Source organism: Ketobacter sp. MCCC 1A13808 (genome assembly GCF_009746715.1).
Lineage (GTDB): Bacteria > Pseudomonadota > Gammaproteobacteria > Pseudomonadales > Ketobacteraceae > Ketobacter.
The window spans coordinates 880,907-904,380 of record NZ_VRKW01000001.1 but is presented as its reverse complement, the minus strand read 5'-3'; the positions used below and the strand labels follow the sequence as shown (position 1 = coordinate 904,380).

Below are 23,474 nucleotides of genomic sequence, written 5' to 3'. Positions count from 1 at the left end.
GTGGGGCCGGGCACAACACTGCCCGGCCGGAACACAATTAAAGCCAGTAAACACACACAAACAAAAATAACCAGACTACGTCTACAAAGTGCCAGTACCAGGCCGATGCTTCAAACGCAAAGTGATTATCCGGGGTGAGGTGTCCCTTCATTGATCTTATTAACATGATGGTCAGCATAATGGCACCGATGGTGACGTGCATGCCATGAAAACCGGTCAGCATAAAGAACGTGGAACCATAAATTCCGGCCTGTAAAGTCAGGCCCAAATCGTTGTAGGCATGTATATATTCTTCTACCTGAAAGAACAGGAAGGTATAGCCTAGTATCAGTGTTAAAAACAAAAATATATTCAGCTTGGCGCGGTTACCGGCAATCAATGCGTGGTGAGCAATCGTCAATGTAATACTACTGGTTACCAGCAATGCGGTATTCAGCAAAGGTAAGCCCCAGGCCGGCATGGCTTGGGTGGTGGTGCCACCGGGCGTTAAAGTTAATGGCCACAGATTCTGAAAATCCGGCCACAGCAATTCATGGGTCATTGCCTCTTCGCCACCACCGGCAAGCCAGGGGAGTGCCAGCAAACGGACGTAAAAAAGTGCACCAAAGAAGGCAGCGAAGAACATAACTTCCGAGAAAATGAACCACAACATACCCATTCGGTATGAACGATCCATCTGATCGCTGTTCATATTGGCCAGGCTTTCACGAACGGTGTCGCGGAACCAAACAAACATCATGGCGATGATGCCCAGTATCCCAATAGGCAAAATATAACTGCCGGAGTTGCTGTCATTAGCAACCAATCCGGTAACTGAGTGTTGTTGTACAAAATTGGCAGCGCCAAAGGCAACGAGAAACAGTGCCACTGCGGTTATAAAAGGCCAGGGACTCTGTTCGGGAACATAGTAAGACGTCGGTTTTTCAGCCATGGTTTGATCTCCTGAGCGATCAGAATTTTATTAATTTGCGGCTAGGGCGGCTTTTTCAGATTTCGCTGTAATATCGTAGAGCTGATAGGAAAGCGTGATGGTGCGTACGCTTTTTGGTAAGCCCGGGTCGACATAAAATATCAGCGGCATATCCATTTCTGTGCCACCTTCCAGCTCTTGACTGTGAAAGCAAAAGCATTCGGTTTTTTTGAAATAGGGTGTTGCGTTAGCAGGCGCTACCGAGGGTATCGCCTGCCCGACAATCAGATGCGAAGCCGGATTGCGTACGTGAAAGTCCACTTTGTGAATCTGGCCCGGATTAACTTTGATGCTGAACGTGTTGGGTTTGAAATCCCACACCATCGCCGGGTCGGTATCCGCCAGGAACTGAATGGTCACTTCCCGATCTTCCTGCACAACCGCATCCTTCGCGTCGGCAGCTTCGTTCGAGGTTTTACCATTCAGTCCGGTGAAATCACATATGGCATCGTACATCGGCGGCAACACACCCACTGCAAAAATAAACATCCCAACTACGATGAGCAGTAGCTTAATGACCATGCGTTGGTTTGATTGTTGAGTGTGTTGCTCGTCCATTATCCTTTTGCCTCTTCTCTGTTCTATTTCACTACGGGTGGAGTAGTAAAGCTGTGGTAAGGCAGGGGTGAAGATAGTGTCCACTCCAGACCTTCAGCGCCTTCCCATACTTGATCGCTAACGGGTTTGCCCTTCTTGAGGAAGCAAGCCTGGATCAGGACGGCCAGCAGAATCAGTTGACTCAGGCCGAAGCCGAAACCACCGATACTGATCCACCAGTTAAAGTCGGCGAACTGGAGGGAGTAGTCAGAATAACGTCGAGGCATTCCGGCCAGCCCTACAAAGTGCATGGGGAAGAAGAGCAGGTTTACGAAAAACAGGGAGCTCCAGAAGTGCAGTTTCGCCAAGCCGACGTTGTACATCAGGCCGGTCCATTTCGGCAGCCAATAGTAGACACCAGCTACGATCGAGAACACGGCACCGGTCACCAGTACATAATGGAAGTGGGCCACCACAAAGTAGGTGTCGTGGTACTGCTGATCCACCGGCGTGATCGCCAGCATCAGTCCGGAAAAACCACCGATGGTGAACAGGATCACGAAGGCAATGGAAAACAACATAGGCACTTCAAAGGTCATCGCACCTTTCCACATGGTAGCTACCCAGTTGAACACCTTGACCCCGGTGGGTACGGCGATCAGCATGGTCATGTACATGTAAAACAGGTTACCCGCTAACGGCAGCCCGACTGTGAACATGTGGTGCGCCCAGACTACAAAGGACAAAAATGCGATGGAGGCTGTTGCATACACCATGGAGGCATAGCCAAACAACGGCTTGCGGGCGAAGGTCGGGATGATTGCAGAGACGATACCAAAGGCCGGGAGGATCATGATGTACACCTCCGGATGCCCGAAGAACCAGAATACGTGCTGGAACAATACCGGGTCACCGCCACCTGCCGCGTCGAAGAAGCTGGTTCCAAAATGTCGGTCGGTTAGCATCATGGTTACCGCGCCAGCCAAAACCGGCATAACCGCGATCAGCAGAAACGCAGTGATCAACCAGGTCCATACGAACAATGGCATTTTCATAAAGGTCATGCCGGGTGCGCGCAGGTTGAAGATAGTGACGATAACGTTAACCGCACCCATGATGGAGGAAACACCCATCATATGCACAGAGAAGATGAAGAAGTCCGTGGAAGCCGGGCCGTATTTGGTGGACAGGGGTGCATAGAATGTCCAGCCAAAGTTGGGCGCGTCAGCAATGCCCAGGAAAGATTGGATAATCGCCATAATCAGCAAGCTGAAAGCAAAGGGAAGAATCCAGAAACTCCAGTTGTTGAGCCGCGGTAACGCCATGTCCGGCGCACCGATCATCAGTGGCACCATATAATTGGCGAGACCGACAAAGGCCGGCATGACGGCACCAAACACCATGATTAATCCGTGTGTGGTGGTCATCTGGTTGAAAAAGTTCGGATCAACCAGTTGTAAGCCCGGATACATGAGTTCGGCTCGAATGACCATGGCCATAAAGCCGCCGGTCAGGAACATGATGAAGCTGAACCACAGATACATCGCGCCGATGTCTTTGTGGTTGGTTGCAAATAGCCAACGTTTTATGCCTTTGGCCGGGCCGTGATGATGGTCACCCATTTTGATTCCCCCTATTCTTGATTAGCAACGTCGCGTGGTTGGACAACATCAACACCATCCGAAGGGCTGTTGCCCCAGGCGTTGCGTTCATAGGTAACAATGGCTGCAATGTCTTTTGGTTTAAGCATGGACGCGAAAGCGGGCATCGCATTTTTCCCGTGCGTCACAATTCGGATGTGATCTGCGACCGGACCAATGGCGACGGCACTGCCTTTCAACGCCGGGAAGGTAGGCGGTAAGCCCTGGCCACCGGCCTGGTGACATGCAGAACAGCGAGCCATATATTGCTTTTCGCCTTCAGCCATCAACTCATCTTTAGTAAAGGTTTTATCCAGGCTGTTAGCGGCCGCAAGCTCTGCGGCTTCCTGTTCCTCTCGGGCGGTGGTTAGCCAGGCATCAAAATCGTCGACCGATTTTGCCTCAACGACGATCGGCATGAAGGCGTGATCTTTACCGCACAGCTCAGCGCACTGGCCCCGATAAAGTCCGGGTTTATCATTCGGAACCTGAGTCCAAAGTTCGTTTATGAATCCGGGTATGGCATCTTTCTTGATTGCAAAGTCCGGTACCCACCAGGAATGTATGACGTCGTCTGATGTGATCAGGAAGCGAACCTTGCGGTCAGTCGGTATTACCAGGGGTTTGTCTACATCACGTTTATACAGCGCTTCCATCTCGGGATAGTTGCCATCTTCGCGATAAGATTCTTTTTCGATACCTTTAGGGAATAAACCAGAGCTGCGGACAGGGCGGAACCTTTGTTCGTTGGGTGTAGAGAGCACACTGTAATAATCGACGCCCAGGTTGCCTTTACCTTCCCATTCCAGATATTCGTAATGCCACTTCCATTGGGATCCCGTGATCTTAATGGTCAGTGCCGAATCATCGGTGTTACTCATGGCAATGAGTACCCGGGTAGCCGGTATAGCCATAAAGATCAGGATGATGAAGGGGGCGATCGTCCAGACTATTTCGACGGTGGTGCTTTCATGGAACTGTTCAGCTTTATGCCCTTTGGATTTTCGGTGCATAAGCATCGAATAGAACATCGCACCAAATACGATAATCCCAATCCCGACGCACCACCACAACATCGTTCGGTGAAGATCGAATACCTGCTGGCTTATGTCAGTGACCCCTGGCGTCATATCCAGTTGCCAATCTGCGAAAGCCACGCTGCTTGTGGCAGCGAGTGCAGCAGCACCGATCGTGGTGCATCGCTTTGCTAATGACTGCATTGTTTACTCCCTGATTCTTATTATTAGCCGACCGTTAAACATGAATAGGCTTTTGCCGGCTAACGTATGTGGTTTGATAAACCTCGCCAACCCAATGCTGTCACATTGGTATATACGGCGTCATTAAAAATGGATTGAAAACTGGGAATGCGACTAACATAGGGAAAGCGCCACCCACAACCATCCAGGGTGAGCTCGTCCAGATTGGCAGATAGCCAACAATATTACTGAATTACTGACGGCCAGTAATGCATATGCCAGCGGAACAACATGTTGGCAAATACTATGCGCATTGTTAGGCTATTGACTAGCCCTACTAGGTCGCCCCTGAAGCTAAGATTGGCGACTTTTATTACTGACACAGTGAAATTGCCCAGGATCAGCAGCTCAGCAGTTATTGTTATACGGTTGATTTGATTACAGCAGTGTTACCGACATCAACCAGGCTGACTTGGGAAAAATACCCCCACCAAAAAAGCCAGTTGGAAATTTCCCGTGCCCCTCTAAAAAAGCCCAGGACAACTCTAAGTTCTATGCAATCTGATGTCCAGTCAAGAACGAAAAAAAGGTATACTGGCAGAGACTTAGTTGAAGGTTATTTCAATATATACCCCTTCCCAAAAAATACTGTAAATAACCGGAACAAAAATCCGGTTTTTAAGAGACAAGCAAATGAGCGCCGAGCCGATTTACCGTGTGGTTTTTTTGAATCAGGGCGAGATCTATGAGATCTATGTCAAGAATGTGTATCAAAGTGATCTGTATGGGTTTCTTGAAATCGAGGGATTTTTGTTCGGGGAGCGTAACCAGGTGGTGGTCGATCCATCGGAAGAGCGCTTAAAGGCGCAATTCAGTGAGGTGGCAAGAAGCTATATTCCGATGCACTCTATTATCCGCGTGGACGAGGTTGAAAAAGAAGGTGTCGGGAAAATTACGGAAGTTAAGGGCGGAGGCAACGTAACCCCGTTTCCTACTTTCCCCTATGGTCCGGATAATGGTGGCAAGAAACCGGGTTGAAACACAAACTATACAGATCGGGTCTGGAGCTGAGCTGCCGTTCGTCGTTAGAATGTCCGCGCTTACAAGGAATTTACTTGCAATTAGTGTACATTTTGCACTATTTTGGCAAAAATAGTGGGCACGCCAACGTTAAATCTTCATTTGACCAATGTGGGGCGGTACCAGTACCGATCTAAAATAGTTAGGGATGGAGCTGTATGAAAACAGTAGAGCGAAGCAGTCCGATCAGTGCTCGCTATAGCTTGGATAAGCTAGACAGTATGGTAGTCCGGGATATTGCTCGGTTAGAAGAGCAATTGGCCAGGATCGAGGGGGATGCAGGCAATCACACCCGGCTATCGACAGCACGCACTTACAGGACCATGATCGCTGACCGCAAGAAATTACTGGCTCAGATCCAAGAGCAATCCAGTGAGTTTCTGGGGGAAGCAGAAGCGGGTTAGGCAAAGTCATATCGCTTTGTTTGACGCAATAAAAAAGGCCGTGAGATTTTGTTTTCTCATGGCCTTTTTTATTCGTGGTGCTGCTTTTTCTTTTACAAATCGGATGGTGGCTATGGCGGGATTCGAACCTGCGACCCCATCATTATGAGTGATGTGCTCTAACCAACTGAGCTACATAGCCATTTCGAGGGCGCAAATTCTCGCAATCTGGCAGGCCAAAGTCAAGCGAAAGTGCTGTAATTAAACATTAAAACGGAAGTGCACCACGTCGCCGTCTTTAACAATGTACTCTTTCCCTTCCAGTCGCCACTTGCCGGATTCTTTCGCGCCTTGCTCGCCGTTATTGCTGACGAAGTCGTCGTAAGCGACCACTTCTGCACGAATGAAGCCTTTTTCGAAATCGGTATGGATGACGCCGGCAGCCTGGGGTGCGGTTGCGCCAACCTTGACTGTCCAGGCGCGGACTTCCTGTACCCCTGCCGTGAAATAGGTTTGTAGACCCAGCAGGTTGTATCCGGCGCGGATAACGCGGTTCAGGCCCGGTTCTTCCATGCCCAGCTCAGCCAGAAACTCCGCTTTATCTGCCTCATCCAGTTCGGTAATTTCGGATTCGATTTTGGCGCAAATCGGGACAACCTCTGCGTTTTCCGATGCTGCCAGCTTGTTCACGGCATCCAGTAGAGGATTGTCTTCAAAGCCATCCTCCGCGACATTGGTAATGTACATGGTGGGCTTGAGTGTCAGCAGGTTGAATGAGCGGATCAGCTTAAACTCATCTTCCGTAAGGTCTGCAGTGCGGGCAGGGCGGCCTTCGTTTAAAATCGGCAGCAATTTCTCAAATACTTTCTGCTTGGCTTGGGCGTCTTTGTCTCCGCCCTTGGCTTGCTTGGCGGCTTTCAGTAATGCCTTTTCTACGCTGTCCATATCGGCAAGCGCCAGCTCTGTGTTGATGATTTCGATGTCTGACAGGGGGTCAATCTTACCTGCCACGTGAACGATGTTGCCGTCTTCGAAGCAGCGAACTACGTGGGCTATTGCGTCGGTTTCACGGATATTGGCGAGAAACTTGTTGCCCAGGCCTTCGCCTTTAGAGGCGCCTTCAACCAGCCCTGCAATGTCGACGAACTCCATGGTGGTGGGGACCACCCGGTTGGGTTTGACGATCGCCGCTAATGTGTCCTGACGGGCATCCGGAACCGGGACTACGCCTGTGTTGGGCTCGATGGTGCAGAACGGAAAATTTTGCGCCTCGATACCCGCTTTGGTGAGGGCGTTGAACAGAGTGGATTTACCCACATTCGGCAAGCCGACTATACCGCACTTAATTCCCATTGGAGTTTACCATTGCTGTAGATGTGTTATGACGACGCAGAAAAGCTGTGTAAGCGATTCATGGCTTTGTCGGACTGGCCGTCCAGTAGTTCCGGCACGATCCGTAAAGCTTGATCTATGGCGTCTTCGATCCATTGTTGTTCCTGTCTGGGTGGTTTGCCCAGCACGTATCCGCTTACTTTATCGGCGCTGCCCGGATGGCCGATGCCAATGCGTAAACGGGAAAAATCTTTTTGATTGCCGAGCTTGCTAATGATGTCCCGCAGGCCATTATGTCCCCCATGACCGCCGCCCTGTTTCAATTTGGCAATGCCGGGCGGCATATCCAGCTCATCGTGCGCGACCAGGATTTTTTGTGGCGGAATTTTAAAGAAATGGGCAACTGGTGCCACGGCCTGACCGCTGAGATTCATAAACGTTGTGGGGATGAGCAATCGAACCTGGTGGCCATTGATTGTGGCGCGTCCGGTGAGGGCGGGGTATTTCGATTCGCTGCTCAGGCTGACATTGTATTGGCGTGCCAGCCCTTGCACGAACCAGGCACCGGCGTTGTGTCGGGTGTCCTCGTATTGTCGACCTGGATTACCCAGGCCGACTATGAGTTCGATACCGTCTTTCAACTGCCGGGCCTCGTGTTGAGCTTACTCTTCGGTGGCTGACTCTTCGTCGTCGCCGGCTTCCTCGTCCGCTCCGCCACGCGGTGCGCTAACGCTGACAACCGGCAGGTCGTGGTCTTCGCCCAGCTGCAACGCCCGGATTTCGACACCAGCAGGAAGTTTGATGTCGCTGAGGTGGATTACGCTGCCCATCTCCAGGTTTTCGACGTCGATTTCGATGTATTCCGGCAGATCTTTGGCCAGGCAGGTTACTTCTACTTCAGCCATTTGGTGGGCAATGACGCCGCCAGATTGTTTAACGCCCGCACATTTATCTTCGTTCAGGAAGTGAAGCGGAATGTTCATATGCAGTTTATGGGTGGTATCAACGCGCTGGAAGTCAGCGTGGACCGGGATGGACTTGGCTGGATGGCGTTGCAGGTCTTTTAATACCACCTGTTCAGAATTGCCGTCGACAACCAGAGTCAGTACATGGGAATAAAACGCTTCGTTTTCCAGCGCTTTTACCATGTCTTTAAATTCCACTGATACTTGTTGTGGATCTTTGTTTGCACCGTAAACGATTGCTGGGATGCGGTTTTCAAGGCGGCGCAGGCGGCGGCTCGAACCTTTCCCTGCTTCGCCTCGGCTTTGGGCGTTGATTGTGAACTCATTGGACATGAGTTTGCTCCTATCTAATAAACCTTCTGTGTTTTGCGACCAAACTGGCAGAAGGGGTTGGTGTTGCAATGGTTCCAGTAGGAGGTTAGTCCTTCGGGATGAACATTGCGCTTAGTGATTCTTCGTTATTGATGCGGCGGACGCATTCGGCCAGCATCGGGGCCAGGCTGAGCTGGCGAATTTTCTTGCACGACCTGCCTGCTTCCGAGAGCGGGATAGTGTCAGTTATAACCAGTTCGTCCATTTTCGAGTTGTTCAGGTTATCAATGGCCGGGCCGGACAAAACGGCGTGAGTCGCATAGGCAACCACTTTCTTGGCACCATTTTCTTTCAATGCTTCGGCCGCTTTGCACAGTGTGCCTGCGGTATCGACCATGTCATCTACTAGGATGCAGGTGCGGCCTTCTACTTCACCGATAATATGCATCACCTGCGAGGTGTTCGCTTTCGGGCGGCGTTTGTCGATGATGGCGAGGTCGCAGTCGTTTAGCTGCTTGGCGACAGCGCGGGCCCGAACTACGCCGCCGACATCAGGTGATACCACCATCATGTTGTCATAATCCTGTTTTTGAATGTCATCCAGCAGGATCGGTGAGCCGTAAACGTTATCCACGGGAATATCGAAAAAGCCCTGGATTTGGTCCGCATGCAGGTCGACGGTCAGTAAGCGGTCAAACCCGACGGTGGTGAGCATGTCGGCAATTACTTTGGCGGTAATCGGTACCCTTGCAGAGCGCACCCGGCGATCTTGGCGGGCGTAGCCGAAGTAGGGGATTACGGCAGTAATGCGGCCGGCAGAGGCGCGTCTGAGGGCGTCTGCAATGACCATGATTTCCATAATGCTGTCATTGGTGGGCGCGCAGGTGGACTGGATGATAAAGACATCGCTTCCACGTACATTTTCATTTATCTCTACCGAGATTTCGCCGTCGCTGAATTGACTGACTTCAGCGTCCCCGAGGGGCACATGCAGGTAATTCGCTACCTTCTTTGCAAGCTCGGGGGTTGCGTTTCCAGTGAAAACAATAAGATTGGACACGCTAGTCACCTTATCAATTGGATAATGAGATTAAAATGCACGCTAGAAAATATGGCAGGGCCGCCAGGATTCGAACCTGGGGATGACGGGATCAAAACCCGTTGCCTTACCGCTTGGCGACGGCCCTACAACTTTTGACAGATCTGATGGTCAGTCTGGGCGCGGAATCTTACCAGATAATCATCAAATGTTTTAGAAGTTTTTTCTGGATTTTAGCCTTGGCTGGCCAGATCTCCAGTATATAACGGTGAGTGGTTACAGCCTTTTACTATCTTCCAGCTAACATCTTGATTTGTAAGCTGGAAGCGGTCCATCTGCCGGGTAATGTCGAGTAGTAGCCGGTTTGCTCCGGGTTCTGACTCGCATTCGACAAATAAGCAGGCTCCACTTCCGGTAACCCTTGCACTCCCTTTGGCGTCGTGGCTGTCCCGGGCGGTGCAGTCGATCATCTGCATGCAGCGATCGATCAGAGGGAAGCGTTTTCTGAGCACAGGCTCAAAGTCGTTCCGGCTACCCCCCTTCAGGAAGTCGCGTATTCTGATAATCTTTGAATCTCTTGTCAATTGTTTTTCTTGGAAAAGTTCGGCAGTGTTGGCGTGGCAGGACGGGATTGCAATCAGATACCAGGGTTCGGCGATGTCGACCGTTTGCAGCACCTCGCCAATCCCTTCAGCGAGGGCCGCGTGCCCATGAATAAAGACAGGCACATCCGCGCCGAGGCTTAGGCCGATTTTAGCCAGGGTCACTTTATTAAGACCCAACTGCCAGAGCTTGTTGAGGGCTACCAGCGTGCTGGCAGCATTCGATGAGCCTCCACCCATGCCACCGCCCATCGGCAGTTGCTTCTGCAGTTGAATATCCACTCCGCAGGGTTTTCGGCTGTGAGACTGGAGCAGACTGGCGGCACGATATATGAGATTGTCCTCGGGCTGCAGTCCGGCTATATCCGGTTTGACCTCGATAATGGCATCGGAGCGACTCGAAAAGGAGAGCACATCGCAGTAATCCACAAACTGAAAAAGCGTTTGCAGGGTATGATAGCCATCTGTGCGGCGCCCGGTGATGTGAAGGAACAGGTTCAGCTTACCGGGGGCGTTTACGGTTAGCTTCATGTCTCGTCGGTGCCGGTGTTGCTCAGAGGCAGCCATTCCTTGATGATTAAAGTGACTTTCAAATCGTCTTTCTGGATTTTGATGCGCTGAGGTAACAGGGAATCCAGTGCGTTGCCGTAGCGATCAAATTCCAGTTTCCATCCATCCTGTTGCAGGGTGTCGAGTGTGCCCAGGGCGTTGCGCGTCATTTGGATGTCGCCGCTGGGGGCGGGTATGCCTTTGACCCAATACAGCAGTTGATTAATCGGGATCTGCCAGCCGGTGTGTTCCATTACCAGGTTCTCGGGTGAGTCGGACACAAAGGTACCGTCACTGTTTTCCAGTCTGGCTCCGGAAGGGTTGCCACTGATAATGGTGGAGCCCTGACCCAGGGGACCCGATAATAATATATAGAAACTGTCGAAGGACTGGCTCCAATCGAGATAGGCGCTGCCACCGTCGGTGGCGGTCCGAACGCCTATTTTGCCTCGGATTTGCCACTCTCGCATGAGGGTGAGTTGTCTGACATGTTCTACCCAGTCCACATTCTGGCCGGGTTCGGGCGCAGTGGGTGCTGTGCTTTTCGGATACCAAAGCGCGCAGCTGCTCAACGCGACAGCCGTTAGGATAATGCACAGGAATTTAAGCGATCTGTTCAAGTGGGCTCTTCAGAATGTAATTCGCAGGTTGGATTGAAGGTTTAAAAGCGCGTTATGCACGCGCAATGGCTCATATTATAACGACTTTGGGTTAAAACGTTCTATGACGTCTTTTAAAACCTGGCTGTTCGGGTTCTTTTCAAGGGCGTTACGCCAGATGATGGCGGCTTCTTCGCGCTCTCCGGAGACCCACAGCACTTCGCCCAGGTGTGCAGCAATTTCCTGGTCTTCGAATGCCTCGTACGCTTTTCGCAGATAATCCAGGGCGACCTGGGTTTCGCCCATGCGGTATTTAATCCATCCCATGCTGTCGATAATGGCGGGGTCTTCGGGGTTGAGTGTATAGGCGCGCTCAATCAGCTCCCAAGCTTCACTAAGCCGTCGATTGCGATTGGCAAAGGTGTAGCCCAGTGCATTTAAGGCGGCGCTGTTGTCGGGTTGCAATTCCAATACCTGACGTAAATCGGCCTCCATACCCTCGAAATCTTCCTGTTGCTCTTTCATCATAGCGCGAGCGTAAAGCATATTGGTATTGTCAGGGCTGCTGCTGAGCCCGCGGTCGAGCTCTTCAATAGCTTCTTCTAGCTGTTGATCGTTGGCAAGAATTTCACTTTTGGCCAATATGAACTGGTCGCGTTCTTTTGGCATGGAATCTGCTGCCTGATCCAGCGTATCAAATGCCTTTTGCAGGTCACCAGTTTGCTGCCAGAGTAAAGCCAGCTGAATCTGGGCGACGGCGTAGTGGGGGCCTATCCGCACTTGCTGGAAGTATTTACCGGCCTCATCCAATTGCTTTTCAGACACTGCAATGCGCGCCAGGTAGATATTGGATTCATCCACACGGTGTCCCATTTCCAATAACTGCCGGAAATAGTCTTTGGCTTCGTCCTGGCGCTTGTTTTCCCAGCTCAACAGCGCGAGTGATAACACCAGGTCACCGTCGTTGGGGAAATTCTGAGATAAATTGAAGAACTGCTGTTGCGCAGCTTCTAATTGACCCTGCTGCATCAGATAGCGGGCATAGACGATACCCAGGCGTTTGTTTTCCGGGAATTTCTCGGTTTGCTTGGACAGATAGCTCATGGCTTCGTCCAGCCGGTTCAATGCTATAAGAGATTGAGCTCGGGCCAGAATAGCCCCGCTGTAATTCGGGGTGGTGTTAAGTGCCCGGTCGAAATCTTTAATCGCGAGTTTATGGTTGCCGTCCATTGCTTCCAGTGACCCGATGGCAAACCAGAGTTTGTCATCGTCAATGGTTTTCGAATAATCCTGCAGTTTCGCCAGTATTTGCTGTCGTGTTTCGCGGTTCGCGGAGCGCGTTGCCTGTAGCAGAAATTCGAAATTCATGCGGCCGTCACTGGCGATGAGCAGGTCAATTTGCTCCATTGCGTCATCCAGTTTACCGAATCGAATCAGTTCAATCGCTGCGAGTTCACGGGGGACGGGGTTGGCGGGTTCTATTTCAGACCAAAGCATGGATGCGTCGAGGGTTGCCTGATGGGCGCCCAGGTAGCGTGCTATAAAGGTGGCTCTTTCTACTACTTGTGGATCACGGGTTTCATGGGCTTGTTTCAGGTAGTTTCCTAGCGCCACGTCGGCTCGATTGCGCTTGCCTGCGAACTCCGCTAATAACAAATCGTATAAGGTGTCCCCGGTAAAAGGTCGGGTTGGTGTTTCGGCCACTTTATGGGCATTTGCTTCGGGTTGTTGGGCTTGTTGGGCTTTTTCACCACCCAGGCTGGCACAGCCGCCTAAAATTAGAGCGGAAATCAGAGGAAGAATGATCGAAAAATGGTTATAAATCATAAGACTGCAGGCAGGCCCGTGTGTGCGCTAAGCTTTATCAAAGCAGGAATAATGCAGCCATGCAAGAAAATTATCCACAGGTCGCATTCGTAGTATAACTATAGATTGTTAAATGGGGTTGATGTTCCCCTATTGACAGCTAAGTCGTAGGCTTGTGATATAATCCCGCGACTTTTTTGGGAGAGAGTATTTTTACAGCAGTGTAATCTTGCACCCCGCTGTGAATCATCGGTAACCATGGCATTACTCGCGTACGGCATTAATCATAGAACCGCTTCGGTTGACCTGCGGGAAAAACTGGCCTTCGCGCCGGAACGGGTTATTAGTGCGCTGAACGAAGTGCGCCAGCAAGCCCGGCTGCAGGAGGTCGCTATTCTATCGACCTGTAATCGGACTGAGCTTTATTGCACAACGGAGCAAGCGGACTCCGGGTTCGTACTTAATTGGCTAGGGCAATATCACGCCTTACCCATGGACCAGATTACCCGTAGCGTTTATGAGTTTTGGAATGAAGCGGCGGTGCGGCACGTAATGAGGGTTGCCAGCGGGCTGGATTCCATGGTGTTGGGCGAACCTCAGATTCTGGGCCAACTGAAGTCGGCTTATTCTGTTGCCCAGGAGGCCAACACAGTAGGGCCGCAACTGGGGCGTTTATTCCAGCACTCGTTCTCGGCAGCCAAGCAAATTCGCACGGAAACCGGTATCGGCGCAAATCCGGTTTCAATAGCCTACGCTTCCGTGAAGCTGGCCAAACGTATTTTCTCCGATCTGGCAAAAACCCGAGTCTTGCTCATCGGAGCCGGAGAAACGGTTGAGCTATTGGCCCGGCATCTGGCTGAGCAGGGTGTGAAAAATATGCTGGTGTCGAACCGCACGCTGGCGCGCGCCAACGCGATTGCCGAAGAGTTTAATGGCCGCGCGATTACCTTACGCGATATCCCGTTGCATCTGGCCAGTGCAGATATTGTGATTTCTTCTACCGCAAGTCCGTTGCCGATTCTGGGCAAGGGCGCAGTGGAAAATGCGTTGAAAGTGCGTAAACATGCGCCCATGTTTATGATCGATATTGCAGTGCCCCGGGATATAGAAGAAGAAGTCGGTAAGTTACCGGACGTCTATTTATATACCGTGGATGACCTGCAACAGGTGATTGATGAGAATCGCCGTCAGCGACAGGAAGCCGCCAATAAAGCCGAGGGGCTGGTGGACCTGTGTATGTCGCAATATATGGATTCGCTCAAAGTACTGGATGCCGTGGAAACCGTTCGTAATTATCGTGAAAAACTGGATGCCTTACGTGAAGCAGAAGTGGAAAAAGCACTGCTACAGATTCGTGGCGGTGGCGATCCTGAAGAAATCATGCACCGCCTGAGCCGGTCGCTGGTTAACAAAATAATGCATGCTCCCACCACTCAGCTAAAGCATGCGGCGGAAAATGGCCGCAGCGATCAAATTGAATGGGCCCAGCAATTGCTGGGCATCATCGACCCGGACAAACCGGATTAGCCAGGCCGATCTGTTTCCCTTTCGCCCTAACTCATCCATCCTCACTGCAGGAATCAGGTTAAATGAAAGAATCTTTACGAACGAAGCTTGCCGGACGTAGCGAGCGATACGAAGAAGTTGGTTTGCTGTTAAGCCAGCCGGAAGTCATTATGGATCAAAATCAATTCCGTAAACTCTCACAGGAATACGCGGAAATTGAACCGATTGTGCATTGTTATCGTGAATACGATCAGGTGCTAAAAAATATAGAAGAAGCGAAAAGCTGGCTGGCCGATCCGGACCTTAAAGAAATGGGGGAAGAGGAGCTGGAAGCCAACCAGAAAAAAAGCGAGTTACTGGAAGCAGAGCTGCAAAAGTTGATGCTGCCGAAAGACCCTTTTGACGGTAGCAATGTATTCCTTGAGGTGCGTGCAGGCACTGGCGGTGATGAAGCCGCTATTTTTGCCGGTGACTTGTATCGTATGTACTCGCGCTACGGCGAGTCCCTTGGCTGGCGTATCGAAGCGGTGAGCCAGAATGAAGGGGAGCATGGCGGCTACAAGGAAATTATCTGTCGCGTGATTGGCGATAATGTCTATTCCAAGCTCAAGTTTGAATCCGGAGCCCATCGTGTACAACGGGTTCCAGCCACCGAATCCCAGGGTCGGATCCATACCTCTGCCTGCACCGTCGCAATTTTGCCGGAAGCGGATGAAGTAACGGATATCGAGGTACGCAATGAAGACTTGAGAATTGATACTTATCGCTCATCCGGAGCGGGGGGGCAGCATGTAAACACGACCGATTCTGCGGTGAGGATTGTCCATTTGCCATCCGGTGTGGTGGTTGAGTGTCAGGATGAACGCTCGCAGCATAAGAATAAAGCGAAGGCGATGTCGTTACTGAAGTCACGGCTGCTGCAGCACGCGCAAGACAAGCAGCAGAAAGAAACCAGTGATGCACGGCGTAATCTGGTCGGCAGTGGTGATCGATCTGAGCGCATCCGTACCTATAACTATCCTCAGGGCAGGGTGACCGACCACCGCATTAACCTGACTTTATACCGATTGCCGGAAATCATGGAAGGCAGCCTGGAAGAGGTGATTCAACCTTTGGTTAATGAATACCAAGCCGATTTGCTGGCGGCGCTGGAAGAATAATGCACACAGTTGCAGGTTGTTTGCTTTGGGCCCAGCAAACGCTCGCCTCGGCTGATGCGGCGGAAGCCGTTTTGAAGCGATCTGCGCCAGTGGACAGTCGCTGGCTCTTGTGTCACGTGTTACAACGCAATAGCGCGTGGCTAAAAGCCTGGCCGGAAGCGGAGGTCAGTGCACAGCGATGGCAGCAGTACCAGCGCTTGGTGGAGCGACGTAAGCAAGGAGAGCCGGTGGCCTATCTCACCGGTGAGCAAGGTTTCTGGAGCCTGGAGCTGGAGGTGAGTGCGGCTACGCTGGTGCCGCGAGCGGACACCGAATTGTTGGTGGAAACCGCGTTGCAACTGAGTACTGAAGATTCCATCGACGTGCTGGATCTGGGAACCGGAACCGGTGCGGTCGCATTGGCGTTGAAGTCCGAGCGGCCGGGTTGGCGGATCACGGCAACCGATGTGGATGATGCAACGGTGCAATTGGCCCGACGCAATTCCGAACGCTGTCAATTGCCGATCCACATTATCCAGTCAGACTGGTTTGCAAATATTCCGCCTCATCAGTTTCATGTGATTGTATCGAATCCACCCTATATTGAGACGGATGATCCCCATTTGCAGGGCGTGGGAGTGCGCTTCGAACCGCTGCGTGCCCTGGTATCCGGCAAAGATGGTTTGGATGCCATTCGCGAAATTGTCCGGAAAGCGGGTGACTATTTGCGATACGATGGCTGGCTCTTGATAGAACACGGTTTTCAGCAAGGCGAAGCAGTTAGAGAAATTTATGCTAGAAATGGATTCGCGTCAGTAGCGACATTACGGGATCTGGCAGACAATGAGCGCTTGACGATGGGATGTTGGAAGAAGGATTTAAAGCATGTTGAGTGATGAAGAGTTATTAAGGTACAGTCGGCAAATTATGCTGCCGGAGCTGGATGTAGCAGGCCAGGAAAAGCTGAAAAAAGCGACCGCTTTGATTGTCGGCGTAGGCGGGTTGGGGTCCCCCGTTGCAATGTATTTGGCTGCGGCGGGTGTAGGCCATCTGGTATTGGTGGATAACGACGAAGTTGAATTGACCAACCTGCAGCGACAGATAGTGCACAGCAGTGTCAGTCTGGGGGAGCCCAAAGTGTATTCGGCCCAGAGAGTGCTGGCGGATCTCAACCCCCATTGTAAGATCACGGCCGAGTTCACTAAATTTAAACCGGGCATGGGCGATCGATTGGTTGCATCCGCGGACGTGATTCTGGACTGTACGGACAATTTCGCAGTACGGTTTTTATTGAACAAACTCAGTGTGCAATATCAGGTGCCTTTGGTATCCGGGGCGGCGATCCGCATGGACGGGCAGGTGAGTTTATATGATCCCATGAACGAAGCCAGCCCTTGTTATAATTGTTTGTTTGAGGATGAAGGTGAAGAGGACGAGACCTGTGCAAACAGTGGTGTTTTATCACCGGTGGTCGGGTTGGTGGGAAGTATCCAGGCCACGGAAGCCATCAAACAGTTGACCGGAGTAGGGGCCACCCTGGTGGGTAAGCTACTAATGGTCGATGCGCTTAATATGCGCTTCCGTGAGGTGAAAATCAGTAAAAACCCGGATTGCACAGTGTGCTCCGGCAAGCATTAGGTTGTCTATATGCATCGGAGCCGGGTTGGCATTGATCTGATTTGCAGGGTAATCTTAGGCCCTTAAATATTAGCCAGTCTGGTATAAGAGTAAAACCGTACTTGACCTTCTGATCCAATTAAGCAACCTATTAAGGAATCTCCGATAATGAAAACTCGTGCTGCTGTTGCCTGGGAAGCAGGAAAACCGTTATCCATTGAAGAAGTCGATCTGGAGGGACCCAAAGCCGGGGAAGTGATGGTGAAGCTGGCGGCAACCGGCGTTTGTCACACGGATGCTTACACCCTGAGCGGCGCAGACCCGGAAGGGTTGTTTCCCTGTATCATGGGTCACGAAGGGGCCGGTGAAGTGGTCGAAATCGGTGCCGGCGTCACCAGCGTTGCGGTGGGCGATCATGTCATTCCTCTTTACACGCCGGAGTGCGGTAAGTGCAAATTCTGTTTATCCGGTAAGACTAATCTGTGTCAGGCCATTCGAGCTACCCAAGGTCAGGGGGTGATGCCCGATGGTACCTCCCGCTTTAGCCAGAACGGAAAACCGATTTTCCATTATATGGGAACCTCTACTTTTTCCGAATATACCGTTATTCCAGAAATCGCCCTTGCAAAAATCAATAAAGCGGCACCGCTGGATAAAGTGTGCCTGTTGGGATGTGGTATCACGACCGGAATTGGTGCCGTTCTTAACACCGCAAAGGTCGAACCTGGCTCAACCGTAGCGGTGTTTGGTATGGGGGGCATTGGGCTGTCGGTGATTCAGGGCGCGGTAATGGCAAAGGCATCACGGATCATTGCCGTGGACCTGAATGAAGAAAAATTTGAAATGGCTAAAATGTTAGGCGCTACGGATTTCGTAAATCCGAGCCAATATGACCGTCCGATTCAGGAGGTCATAGTCGATCTTACTGACGGCGGGGTGGACTATTCCTTTGAATGTATCGGTAATGTCAATGTGATGCGCTCAGCGCTGGAGTGTTGTCACAAAGGTTGGGGTGAATCGGTTATTATCGGCGTGGCCGGGGCCGGCCAGGAAATTTCAACCCGGCCCTTTCAATTGGTCACCGGTCGGGTTTGGCGGGGGACGGCGTTCGGCGGCGTAAAAGGCCGCACTCAACTACCGGATTACGTCGAACGGTATATGAAAGGTGAAATTAAGATTGATGAAATGGTTACCTTCACTATGCCTTTAGAGGAAATAAACCGGGGATTTGATCTGATGCACGAAGGCAAAGCTATCCGCTCTGTCATCCTTTATTGAGTTGATATTCGGGAGCCGGTATGACGATTGAAATATTGGAAGAGGCGCGGGTCTTTGAAGGGCGGCAATTAAGGATAAAGCACGTTTCTGCCAGTTGTCATTGCGACATGGTCTTTTCCGTGTTTTTACCACCTCAAATCGAACAGCAGGCCGTGCCGGTATTGTGGTGGTTATCGGGTTTGACCTGTAACGATCAGAACTTTGTGACCAAGGCCGGTGCCCAGCGCGTTGCTGCGGAACTCGGCATAGCGGTGATTGCGCCGGATACCAGTCCCCGGGGTGAGGGCGTGCCCGATGACAGCGAGGGCGCGTGGGATTTTGGCCTGGGTGCCGGCTTTTATGTCAACGCAACGCAAGCGCCTTTCGATCAATATTATCGGATGTATGAGTATATTCAGCAGGAATTACCTGCTCTGGTACAGAATGAGTTCAATCTGGATTTGTCTCGTCAGGGTATCTTTGGTCATTCGATGGGAGGGCATGGTGCACTTACGCTGGCTCTGAATAACCCTCAGCAGTACCGGTCCGTGTCGGCTTTTGCGCCTATCTGTGCACCCAGTCAATGTGCTTGGGGGCAAAAAGCACTGGCCGCGTATTTAGGAGACGATCGGGCTGCCTGGCAGGCTCATGATGCAGTAGCATTAATTGAATCGCGGGGTTTTGACAAACCGATACTGGTGGATCAGGGGTTAGCCGATTCATTTCTCGAAAACCAGCTAAAGCCCGAGCTGCTGCACGCGGCCTGCGCCAAACAGTCGGTCTCGCTTACCCTTAATCACCGGGCTGGCTATGATCACAGTTATTATTTTATTTCGACCTTTATGGAAGAACATCTGCGCTACCATAGTGCGTTCTTAAATCGTTAAATCAAAGAGTGAGGATTGACTCAATGTTAATAGCCCGGCACGCAACATTAGTTTTGTTGGTTGGATTTTTGTGCGCTTGTCAGAGTGCTTATTATGGCGCGATGGAAAAAGTGGGGTATCACAAACGGGATATCATGATCGACAGGGTGGAAGAGGTTCAGGATGCACAATCGGATGCAAAAGAACAGTTTTCCTCCGCATTGGAACAGTATCAAGCATTGGTAAATACCGGTGATAGTGATCTTCAGGATTACTATGACAAACTGAGTGGCGAATATGAAGACAGCAAAGAAGCGGCTCAGGAAGTCACTGACCGTATTAATGCGGTGGAAAACGTGTCGGATGCACTCTTTAAAGAGTGGAATGAAGAAATTCAGCTGTACAGCAATGCCGACCTGAAGCGGCAGAGCATTAGTAAAATGAACGCGACAAAGAAAAAATACAACTCGCTGATGACATCGATGCGGCAGGCGGAAGATCGGATGAACCCGGTGCTGAGTGCGCTGCAGGACCAGGTTTTATTTTTAAAGCATAACCTGAACGCCCGGGCCATCGATTCTTTGAAAGGTGAGCTGAAAGGAATCGAAACGGACGTCGCTCGGTTGATTAAAGAAATGGAGAAATCCATCGCTGAATCCAATACCTTTATTGAAGGCCTGAAAAACGCGGGATAAGGGCATTTTCTCATTTCAACGTTTCGAAAGGGCGCCAATATTGGCGCCCTTTTTAGTTTGCTCCGATATTGTGAGGTGCAGAAAAGTTAAAGCCAGCGCCGCGCACGAGCTTGATATTGACTGTATTCCGCGCCAAAGAGCGACAGCAGCGCGCGCTCCTCAGGCTCGATTTGGAAGCGGTTCATATAAACTATAAACACGAATATTCCCGTTAGTGTCCAAGGGGACGCTAGATAGAATGACCATGCCAGCAAGCCTAATGCGAAACCGACGTACATCGGGTTGCGGGTGATCCGGTAGACGCCGGAGTCCACCAGCGCGGAAGCGGACTGCGGCTTCAACGGGTTCACGGTCGTTTTCGCACGTTTGAATGAAAGGACACCAGCGAGGCAGAACATCGTTCCTGTGAGTAGCGCTAGCGTTACTGCGATCACTCGCACGGTGATAGTGATTTCAATTGCAGGCGTAGCTAACGAAAGCACCCACATGAATAGGCCGCAAACGGTTGCGATTAGCGGAGGCGGGATTTTATTTTCTAGCACTTTCATCGACTTGGCCCTGGGATAATGCGCATGAGTGTGGGGGTGTCCGGTGGCAACCTAAGTAATATAAGCCTATAGTGTGAGCTTATACCGTGGCAACACCATTTCTGAACCGGGTTGTCACGTCCCTTCCTGACCAAGAGTTACTTTATGGCGCCATTCCGAATTCGCTATCAGACTATTGAGTTTGATAGTGTCGATATCCATGTCCGCAGTTTACGAGATGCTCAGGAATTTTCAGATCCTTTAGGTGAAGCTGAATTATTGGGGATTTCCTCCGCCCAGTGGGCCTTGTTTGGTGTGCTGTGGCAATCGAGTCAGGTTTTGGCGGATCAAATGGCGGATTTTGAAATTGAAGGGAAGCGAATCCTGGAAGTGGGGTGCGGGCTGGGTCTGTCCAGTTTGTTGCTCAATTCCCGTAAAGCGGATATTTCGGCGACCGATTACCATCCGGAAGCCGGGGGCTTTCTCGCAGAAAACGTCAGATTGAACAGCGGAGACAAGATACCGTTTTTGAGAACGGGCTGGGCAGATTTACAAGACGGTCTTGGCACCTTCGACGTCATTATCGGAGCTGATTTGCTTTACGAGAAACAGCATGTTGAATTGCTGTCGGAATTTATTCATCGCCACGCCAACCCGCAATGTGAGGTGATTTTGGTGGATCCAGGCAGAGGCCATCATGCGCCGTTTAGTAAAAAGATGGTGCGCTTGGGATACACCCATAGCCAGAGCAAACCGACGCTATCCGGGCCGGATGAAAAGCCGTTTAGTGGGCAGATTTTACGGTATGTGCGGGCGTTAGCGCAGCCGGACGCTCGCGGGTAAGTAGGCATTAAAGGTGGCTATACCGTATAGGTAGCCGACATAGATGAATAGGTGCCCGTATAGCGTTACCGTTTGAGCTTCCACCAGGGCGGCGGTGTAAATTGAATGCACAAGAAACATGAGTGGAATGCTGAGCCAGGCCAGGGGCTTTAACCAGGCGAGATAGACAGGCAAATTAACCCCGAAAAAAGTGATCCAAAGCGTGACGAAAATGCCCCACCCGATCAAATCGTAGTGGAAAGGGGCATCGCTGAAAGTGATGATGCGGATGGTAAAATCTTTAAATTCCTCCAGTTGGAACTCAGGCTGTATGCCCTGAACCTGGTAAGAAAAGCTGCGCAATCCCTGGTTGATTTCCGGGTCCAGGCTGCAGCGGCCCAAAGGTAAAAAAAGTAAGGGTAGAAAAATCCAGAAGGATACAATTCTGACGATTCGGAACATCATGTTGGTCCAGGTGTATGGATGGCTTCCTTTACTATCCTGATGCATCGCTGACTGTTTTAGCGGCCGGTAGATTTTAATCTACCGGCCGCTCATTTCTGCCAGTCGGATAAAACGTTAATTCAGTTTTTTCGCCAACACCTGGTTCACCATTTGCGGATTGGCCTTGCCTTTGGACAACTTCATGGTCTGTCCAACAAAATAACCGATGAGTTTTTTCCTTTTTTGGTCGTCGGCGGCTTGATATTGCGCGACCTGGTCAGGACTGTCTGCAATGACCTGATCCACAATGGCCTCAATGGCGCTGCTATCGGTTTCCTGTTTGAGTCCCTTACTTTCAATGATGGTATCGGCTGTGCCGCCGTTATTCCACAATTCTTCAAATATCTGCTTGGCGATCTTGCCGGAAATGGTGTTGTCGGCAATTCGCTTCAGTAAACCACCGAGTTGATCTGCGTCCACCGGACTCTGATCAATCTCCAGATCATTTTTGTTGAGGGCGCCTAGCAATTCGACGCTGACCCAGTTGGCTGCCAACTTGGGTTTTGCCCCCGATTGCGCTACCACGGTCTCAAAATACTGCGCCAGGACACGGTCTGACGCCAGTACGCGCGCGTCATATTCCGATAGTTCCAGGTCAGTAATAAAACGCTCGATTTTTTGCGCCGGTAATTCGGGTAGTTTAGCCCGAATTGCACTGATGGTTTGTTCCGTTACCTCCACCGGCAACAAGTCCGGATCAGGGAAGTAGCGATAATCATTGGCTTCTTCCTTGCTGCGCATGGCGAATGTTTTATCTTTTACCGGATCGTACAGTACGGTGGCTTGATGAATGGCCCGGCCGGATTCCAGCTCATCCATTTGCCACTCAATTTCGGCATTGATGGCTTTTTCCACAAAACGAAAGGAGTTCACATTTTTTATTTCGCGCCGCGTACCCAATGTGTCTTCACCTTTGGGGCGAAGCGAGACGTTGCAATCGCAACGCATTGAACCTTGTGACATATTGCCGTCGGAGATATCCAGATAGCGGATCAGCGAATGTATGGCTTTGGCGTAGGCCACCGCTTCTTTTGCCGAGCGAATATCCGGTTCAGATACAATTTCCAGCAGCGGGGTGCCTGCTCGATTCAGATCGATGCCGGTCATGCCCTGAAAATCTTCGTGTAGGGATTTGCCTGCATCCTCTTCCAGGTGTGCCCGGGTGACACCGATGCGTTTGGTGCTGCCGTCTTCCAGCGTGATATCGACCTGTCCTAGTCCGACAATGGGCAATTCAAACTGCGAAATCTGATAGCCTTTTGGTAGGTCCGGATAGAAATAATTTTTGCGTGCGAATACGGAGCGGGGTGCAATCTGCGCATCAATTCCTAATCCGAAACGGACGGCTTTTTCCACCGCATCTGCATTCAGTACCGGCAACACGCCGGGCATTCCCAGGTCGACCAGCGACGCCTGTGTATTCGGCTCGGCGCCGAAGGTGGTGTCACTGCCCGAGAATATTTTTGAGCGGGTGGACAGTTGCACATGCACTTCTAATCCGATGACGACTTCCCATTGCATGGCAGGC

24 protein-coding genes and 2 tRNA genes are annotated in these 23,474 nt (G+C 51.1%); 10 read left to right on the top strand and 16 right to left on the bottom strand.

Annotated elements, in window-relative coordinates:
* Positions 1-37: 37 nt before the first annotated feature.
* From FT643_RS03955 to coxB, 4 genes are read right to left on the bottom strand one after another with little or no spacing between them, the layout of a single operon-like run.
* On the bottom strand, positions 38-931 hold the full coding sequence (locus FT643_RS03955) for a cytochrome c oxidase subunit 3 (RefSeq protein ID WP_156869351.1): 894 nt from the start codon (positions 929-931) through the stop codon (positions 38-40).
* Between the two features lie 30 nt (positions 932-961).
* Positions 962-1,528 (bottom strand): cytochrome c oxidase assembly protein, encoded by a 567-nt coding sequence (locus FT643_RS03950; RefSeq protein ID WP_156869350.1) that lies wholly within the window; start codon positions 1,526-1,528, stop codon positions 962-964.
* A 23-nt stretch (positions 1,529-1,551) separates the two neighbouring features.
* Complete coding sequence (gene ctaD / locus FT643_RS03945) at positions 1,552-3,129, bottom strand: cytochrome c oxidase subunit I (RefSeq protein ID WP_156869349.1); 1,578 nt, start codon at positions 3,127-3,129, stop codon at positions 1,552-1,554.
* 11 nt (positions 3,130-3,140) lie between these two features.
* Positions 3,141-4,367 (bottom strand): cytochrome c oxidase subunit II, encoded by a 1,227-nt coding sequence (gene coxB, locus FT643_RS03940; RefSeq protein WP_156869348.1) that lies wholly within the window; start codon positions 4,365-4,367, stop codon positions 3,141-3,143.
* 672 nt (positions 4,368-5,039) lie between these two features.
* Here coxB and FT643_RS03935 point away from each other — a divergent pair.
* Complete coding sequence (locus FT643_RS03935; protein WP_156869347.1) at positions 5,040-5,384, top strand: DUF1820 family protein; 345 nt, start codon at positions 5,040-5,042, stop codon at positions 5,382-5,384.
* A 200-nt stretch (positions 5,385-5,584) separates the two neighbouring features.
* Entirely contained in the window at positions 5,585-5,830 is a 246-nt protein-coding gene (locus FT643_RS03930; RefSeq protein WP_156869346.1) for a hypothetical protein, read from the top strand.
* A gap of 104 nt (positions 5,831-5,934) precedes the next feature.
* Here the strand turns inward: FT643_RS03930 and FT643_RS03925 are convergent.
* The 9 genes from FT643_RS03925 to FT643_RS03885 all read right to left on the bottom strand — a co-directional run bounded on the left by FT643_RS03925 (position 5,935) and on the right by FT643_RS03885 (position 13,034).
* Positions 5,935-6,011 (bottom strand) — tRNA-Met (locus FT643_RS03925).
* Between the two features lie 59 nt (positions 6,012-6,070).
* On the bottom strand, positions 6,071-7,162 hold the full coding sequence (gene ychF / locus FT643_RS03920) for a redox-regulated ATPase YchF (protein ID WP_156869345.1): 1,092 nt from the start codon (positions 7,160-7,162) through the stop codon (positions 6,071-6,073).
* Between the two features lie 26 nt (positions 7,163-7,188).
* On the bottom strand, positions 7,189-7,782 hold the full coding sequence (pth, locus tag FT643_RS03915; protein ID WP_156869344.1) for an aminoacyl-tRNA hydrolase: 594 nt from the start codon (positions 7,780-7,782) through the stop codon (positions 7,189-7,191).
* Between the two features lie 21 nt (positions 7,783-7,803).
* Positions 7,804-8,439 (bottom strand): 50S ribosomal protein L25/general stress protein Ctc, encoded by a 636-nt coding sequence (locus tag FT643_RS03910; RefSeq protein ID WP_156869343.1) that lies wholly within the window; start codon positions 8,437-8,439, stop codon positions 7,804-7,806.
* Between the two features lie 85 nt (positions 8,440-8,524).
* Positions 8,525-9,478 carry a ribose-phosphate pyrophosphokinase gene (locus tag FT643_RS03905; protein ID WP_317621922.1) on the bottom strand — a complete coding sequence of 318 codons (954 nt, stop codon included), beginning with the start codon at positions 9,476-9,478 and terminating at the stop codon, positions 8,525-8,527.
* A gap of 52 nt (positions 9,479-9,530) precedes the next feature.
* Positions 9,531-9,605: transfer RNA gene (locus FT643_RS03900), tRNA-Gln, on the bottom strand.
* Positions 9,606-9,690: 85 nt separating this feature from the next.
* The gene (ispE, locus tag FT643_RS03895; RefSeq protein WP_156869342.1) at positions 9,691-10,590 is read right to left on the bottom strand and encodes a 4-(cytidine 5'-diphospho)-2-C-methyl-D-erythritol kinase; all 900 of its coding nucleotides are present in this window, start codon (positions 10,588-10,590) and stop codon (positions 9,691-9,693) included.
* Positions 10,587-11,228 (bottom strand): lipoprotein insertase outer membrane protein LolB, encoded by a 642-nt coding sequence (gene lolB, locus FT643_RS03890; protein WP_156869341.1) that lies wholly within the window; start codon positions 11,226-11,228, stop codon positions 10,587-10,589. Before lolB ends, ispE begins: the two co-directional genes overlap by 4 nt.
* Before the next feature lie 75 nt (positions 11,229-11,303).
* Entirely contained in the window at positions 11,304-13,034 is a 1,731-nt protein-coding gene (locus FT643_RS03885; RefSeq protein WP_156869340.1) for a tetratricopeptide repeat protein, read from the bottom strand.
* Positions 13,035-13,271: 237 nt separating this feature from the next.
* Here FT643_RS03885 and hemA point away from each other — a divergent pair, with 237 nt between their 5' ends.
* The 7 genes from hemA (at position 13,272) to FT643_RS03850 (ending at position 20,093) form a co-directional block, all read left to right on the top strand.
* A complete protein-coding gene (hemA, locus tag FT643_RS03880; RefSeq protein WP_156869339.1) occupies positions 13,272-14,540 on the top strand; it encodes a glutamyl-tRNA reductase in 1,269 nt (422 codons plus the stop codon).
* Between the two features lie 62 nt (positions 14,541-14,602).
* Positions 14,603-15,679 carry a peptide chain release factor 1 gene (gene prfA / locus FT643_RS03875; RefSeq protein ID WP_156869338.1) on the top strand — a complete coding sequence of 359 codons (1,077 nt, stop codon included), beginning with the start codon at positions 14,603-14,605 and terminating at the stop codon, positions 15,677-15,679.
* On the top strand, positions 15,679-16,554 hold the full coding sequence (gene prmC, locus FT643_RS03870) for a peptide chain release factor N(5)-glutamine methyltransferase (RefSeq protein ID WP_156869337.1): 876 nt from the start codon (positions 15,679-15,681) through the stop codon (positions 16,552-16,554). The genes prfA and prmC overlap by 1 nt, the downstream gene beginning before the upstream one ends.
* Positions 16,544-17,296 carry a HesA/MoeB/ThiF family protein gene (locus FT643_RS03865; protein WP_156869336.1) on the top strand — a complete coding sequence of 251 codons (753 nt, stop codon included), beginning with the start codon at positions 16,544-16,546 and terminating at the stop codon, positions 17,294-17,296. Before prmC ends, FT643_RS03865 begins: the two co-directional genes overlap by 11 nt.
* A 144-nt stretch (positions 17,297-17,440) precedes the next feature.
* Positions 17,441-18,553, top strand: coding sequence for an S-(hydroxymethyl)glutathione dehydrogenase/class III alcohol dehydrogenase (locus FT643_RS03860; protein ID WP_317621939.1), 1,113 nt, complete (start codon positions 17,441-17,443; stop codon positions 18,551-18,553).
* Positions 18,554-18,573: 20 nt separating this feature from the next.
* The gene (gene fghA / locus FT643_RS03855; protein WP_156869334.1) at positions 18,574-19,419 is read left to right on the top strand and encodes an S-formylglutathione hydrolase; all 846 of its coding nucleotides are present in this window, start codon (positions 18,574-18,576) and stop codon (positions 19,417-19,419) included.
* 23 nt (positions 19,420-19,442) lie between these two features.
* Positions 19,443-20,093: a DUF2959 domain-containing protein gene (locus FT643_RS03850; protein ID WP_156869333.1), complete on the top strand. Its 651-nt coding sequence runs from the start codon at positions 19,443-19,445 to the stop codon at positions 20,091-20,093.
* Positions 20,094-20,179: 86 nt separating this feature from the next.
* Here the strand turns inward: FT643_RS03850 and FT643_RS03845 are convergent, their stop codons facing one another.
* On the bottom strand, positions 20,180-20,641 hold the full coding sequence (locus tag FT643_RS03845; protein WP_156869332.1) for a methyltransferase family protein: 462 nt from the start codon (positions 20,639-20,641) through the stop codon (positions 20,180-20,182).
* A gap of 144 nt (positions 20,642-20,785) precedes the next feature.
* On the opposite strand from FT643_RS03845, the gene FT643_RS03840 reads away from it, so the two are divergent.
* Complete coding sequence (locus tag FT643_RS03840) at positions 20,786-21,463, top strand: class I SAM-dependent methyltransferase (RefSeq protein WP_156869331.1); 678 nt, start codon at positions 20,786-20,788, stop codon at positions 21,461-21,463.
* Here FT643_RS03840 and FT643_RS03835 read toward each other — a convergent pair.
* Positions 21,437-21,907, bottom strand: a complete 471-nt coding sequence (locus FT643_RS03835) for a hypothetical protein (protein WP_156869330.1) — start codon at positions 21,905-21,907, stop codon at positions 21,437-21,439. The genes FT643_RS03840 and FT643_RS03835 overlap by 27 nt on opposite strands.
* Before the next feature lie 114 nt (positions 21,908-22,021).
* On the bottom strand, positions 22,022-23,467 hold the full coding sequence (gene gatB, locus FT643_RS03830) for an Asp-tRNA(Asn)/Glu-tRNA(Gln) amidotransferase subunit GatB (RefSeq protein ID WP_156869329.1): 1,446 nt from the start codon (positions 23,465-23,467) through the stop codon (positions 22,022-22,024).
* Between the last annotated feature and the right edge of the window lie 7 nt (positions 23,468-23,474).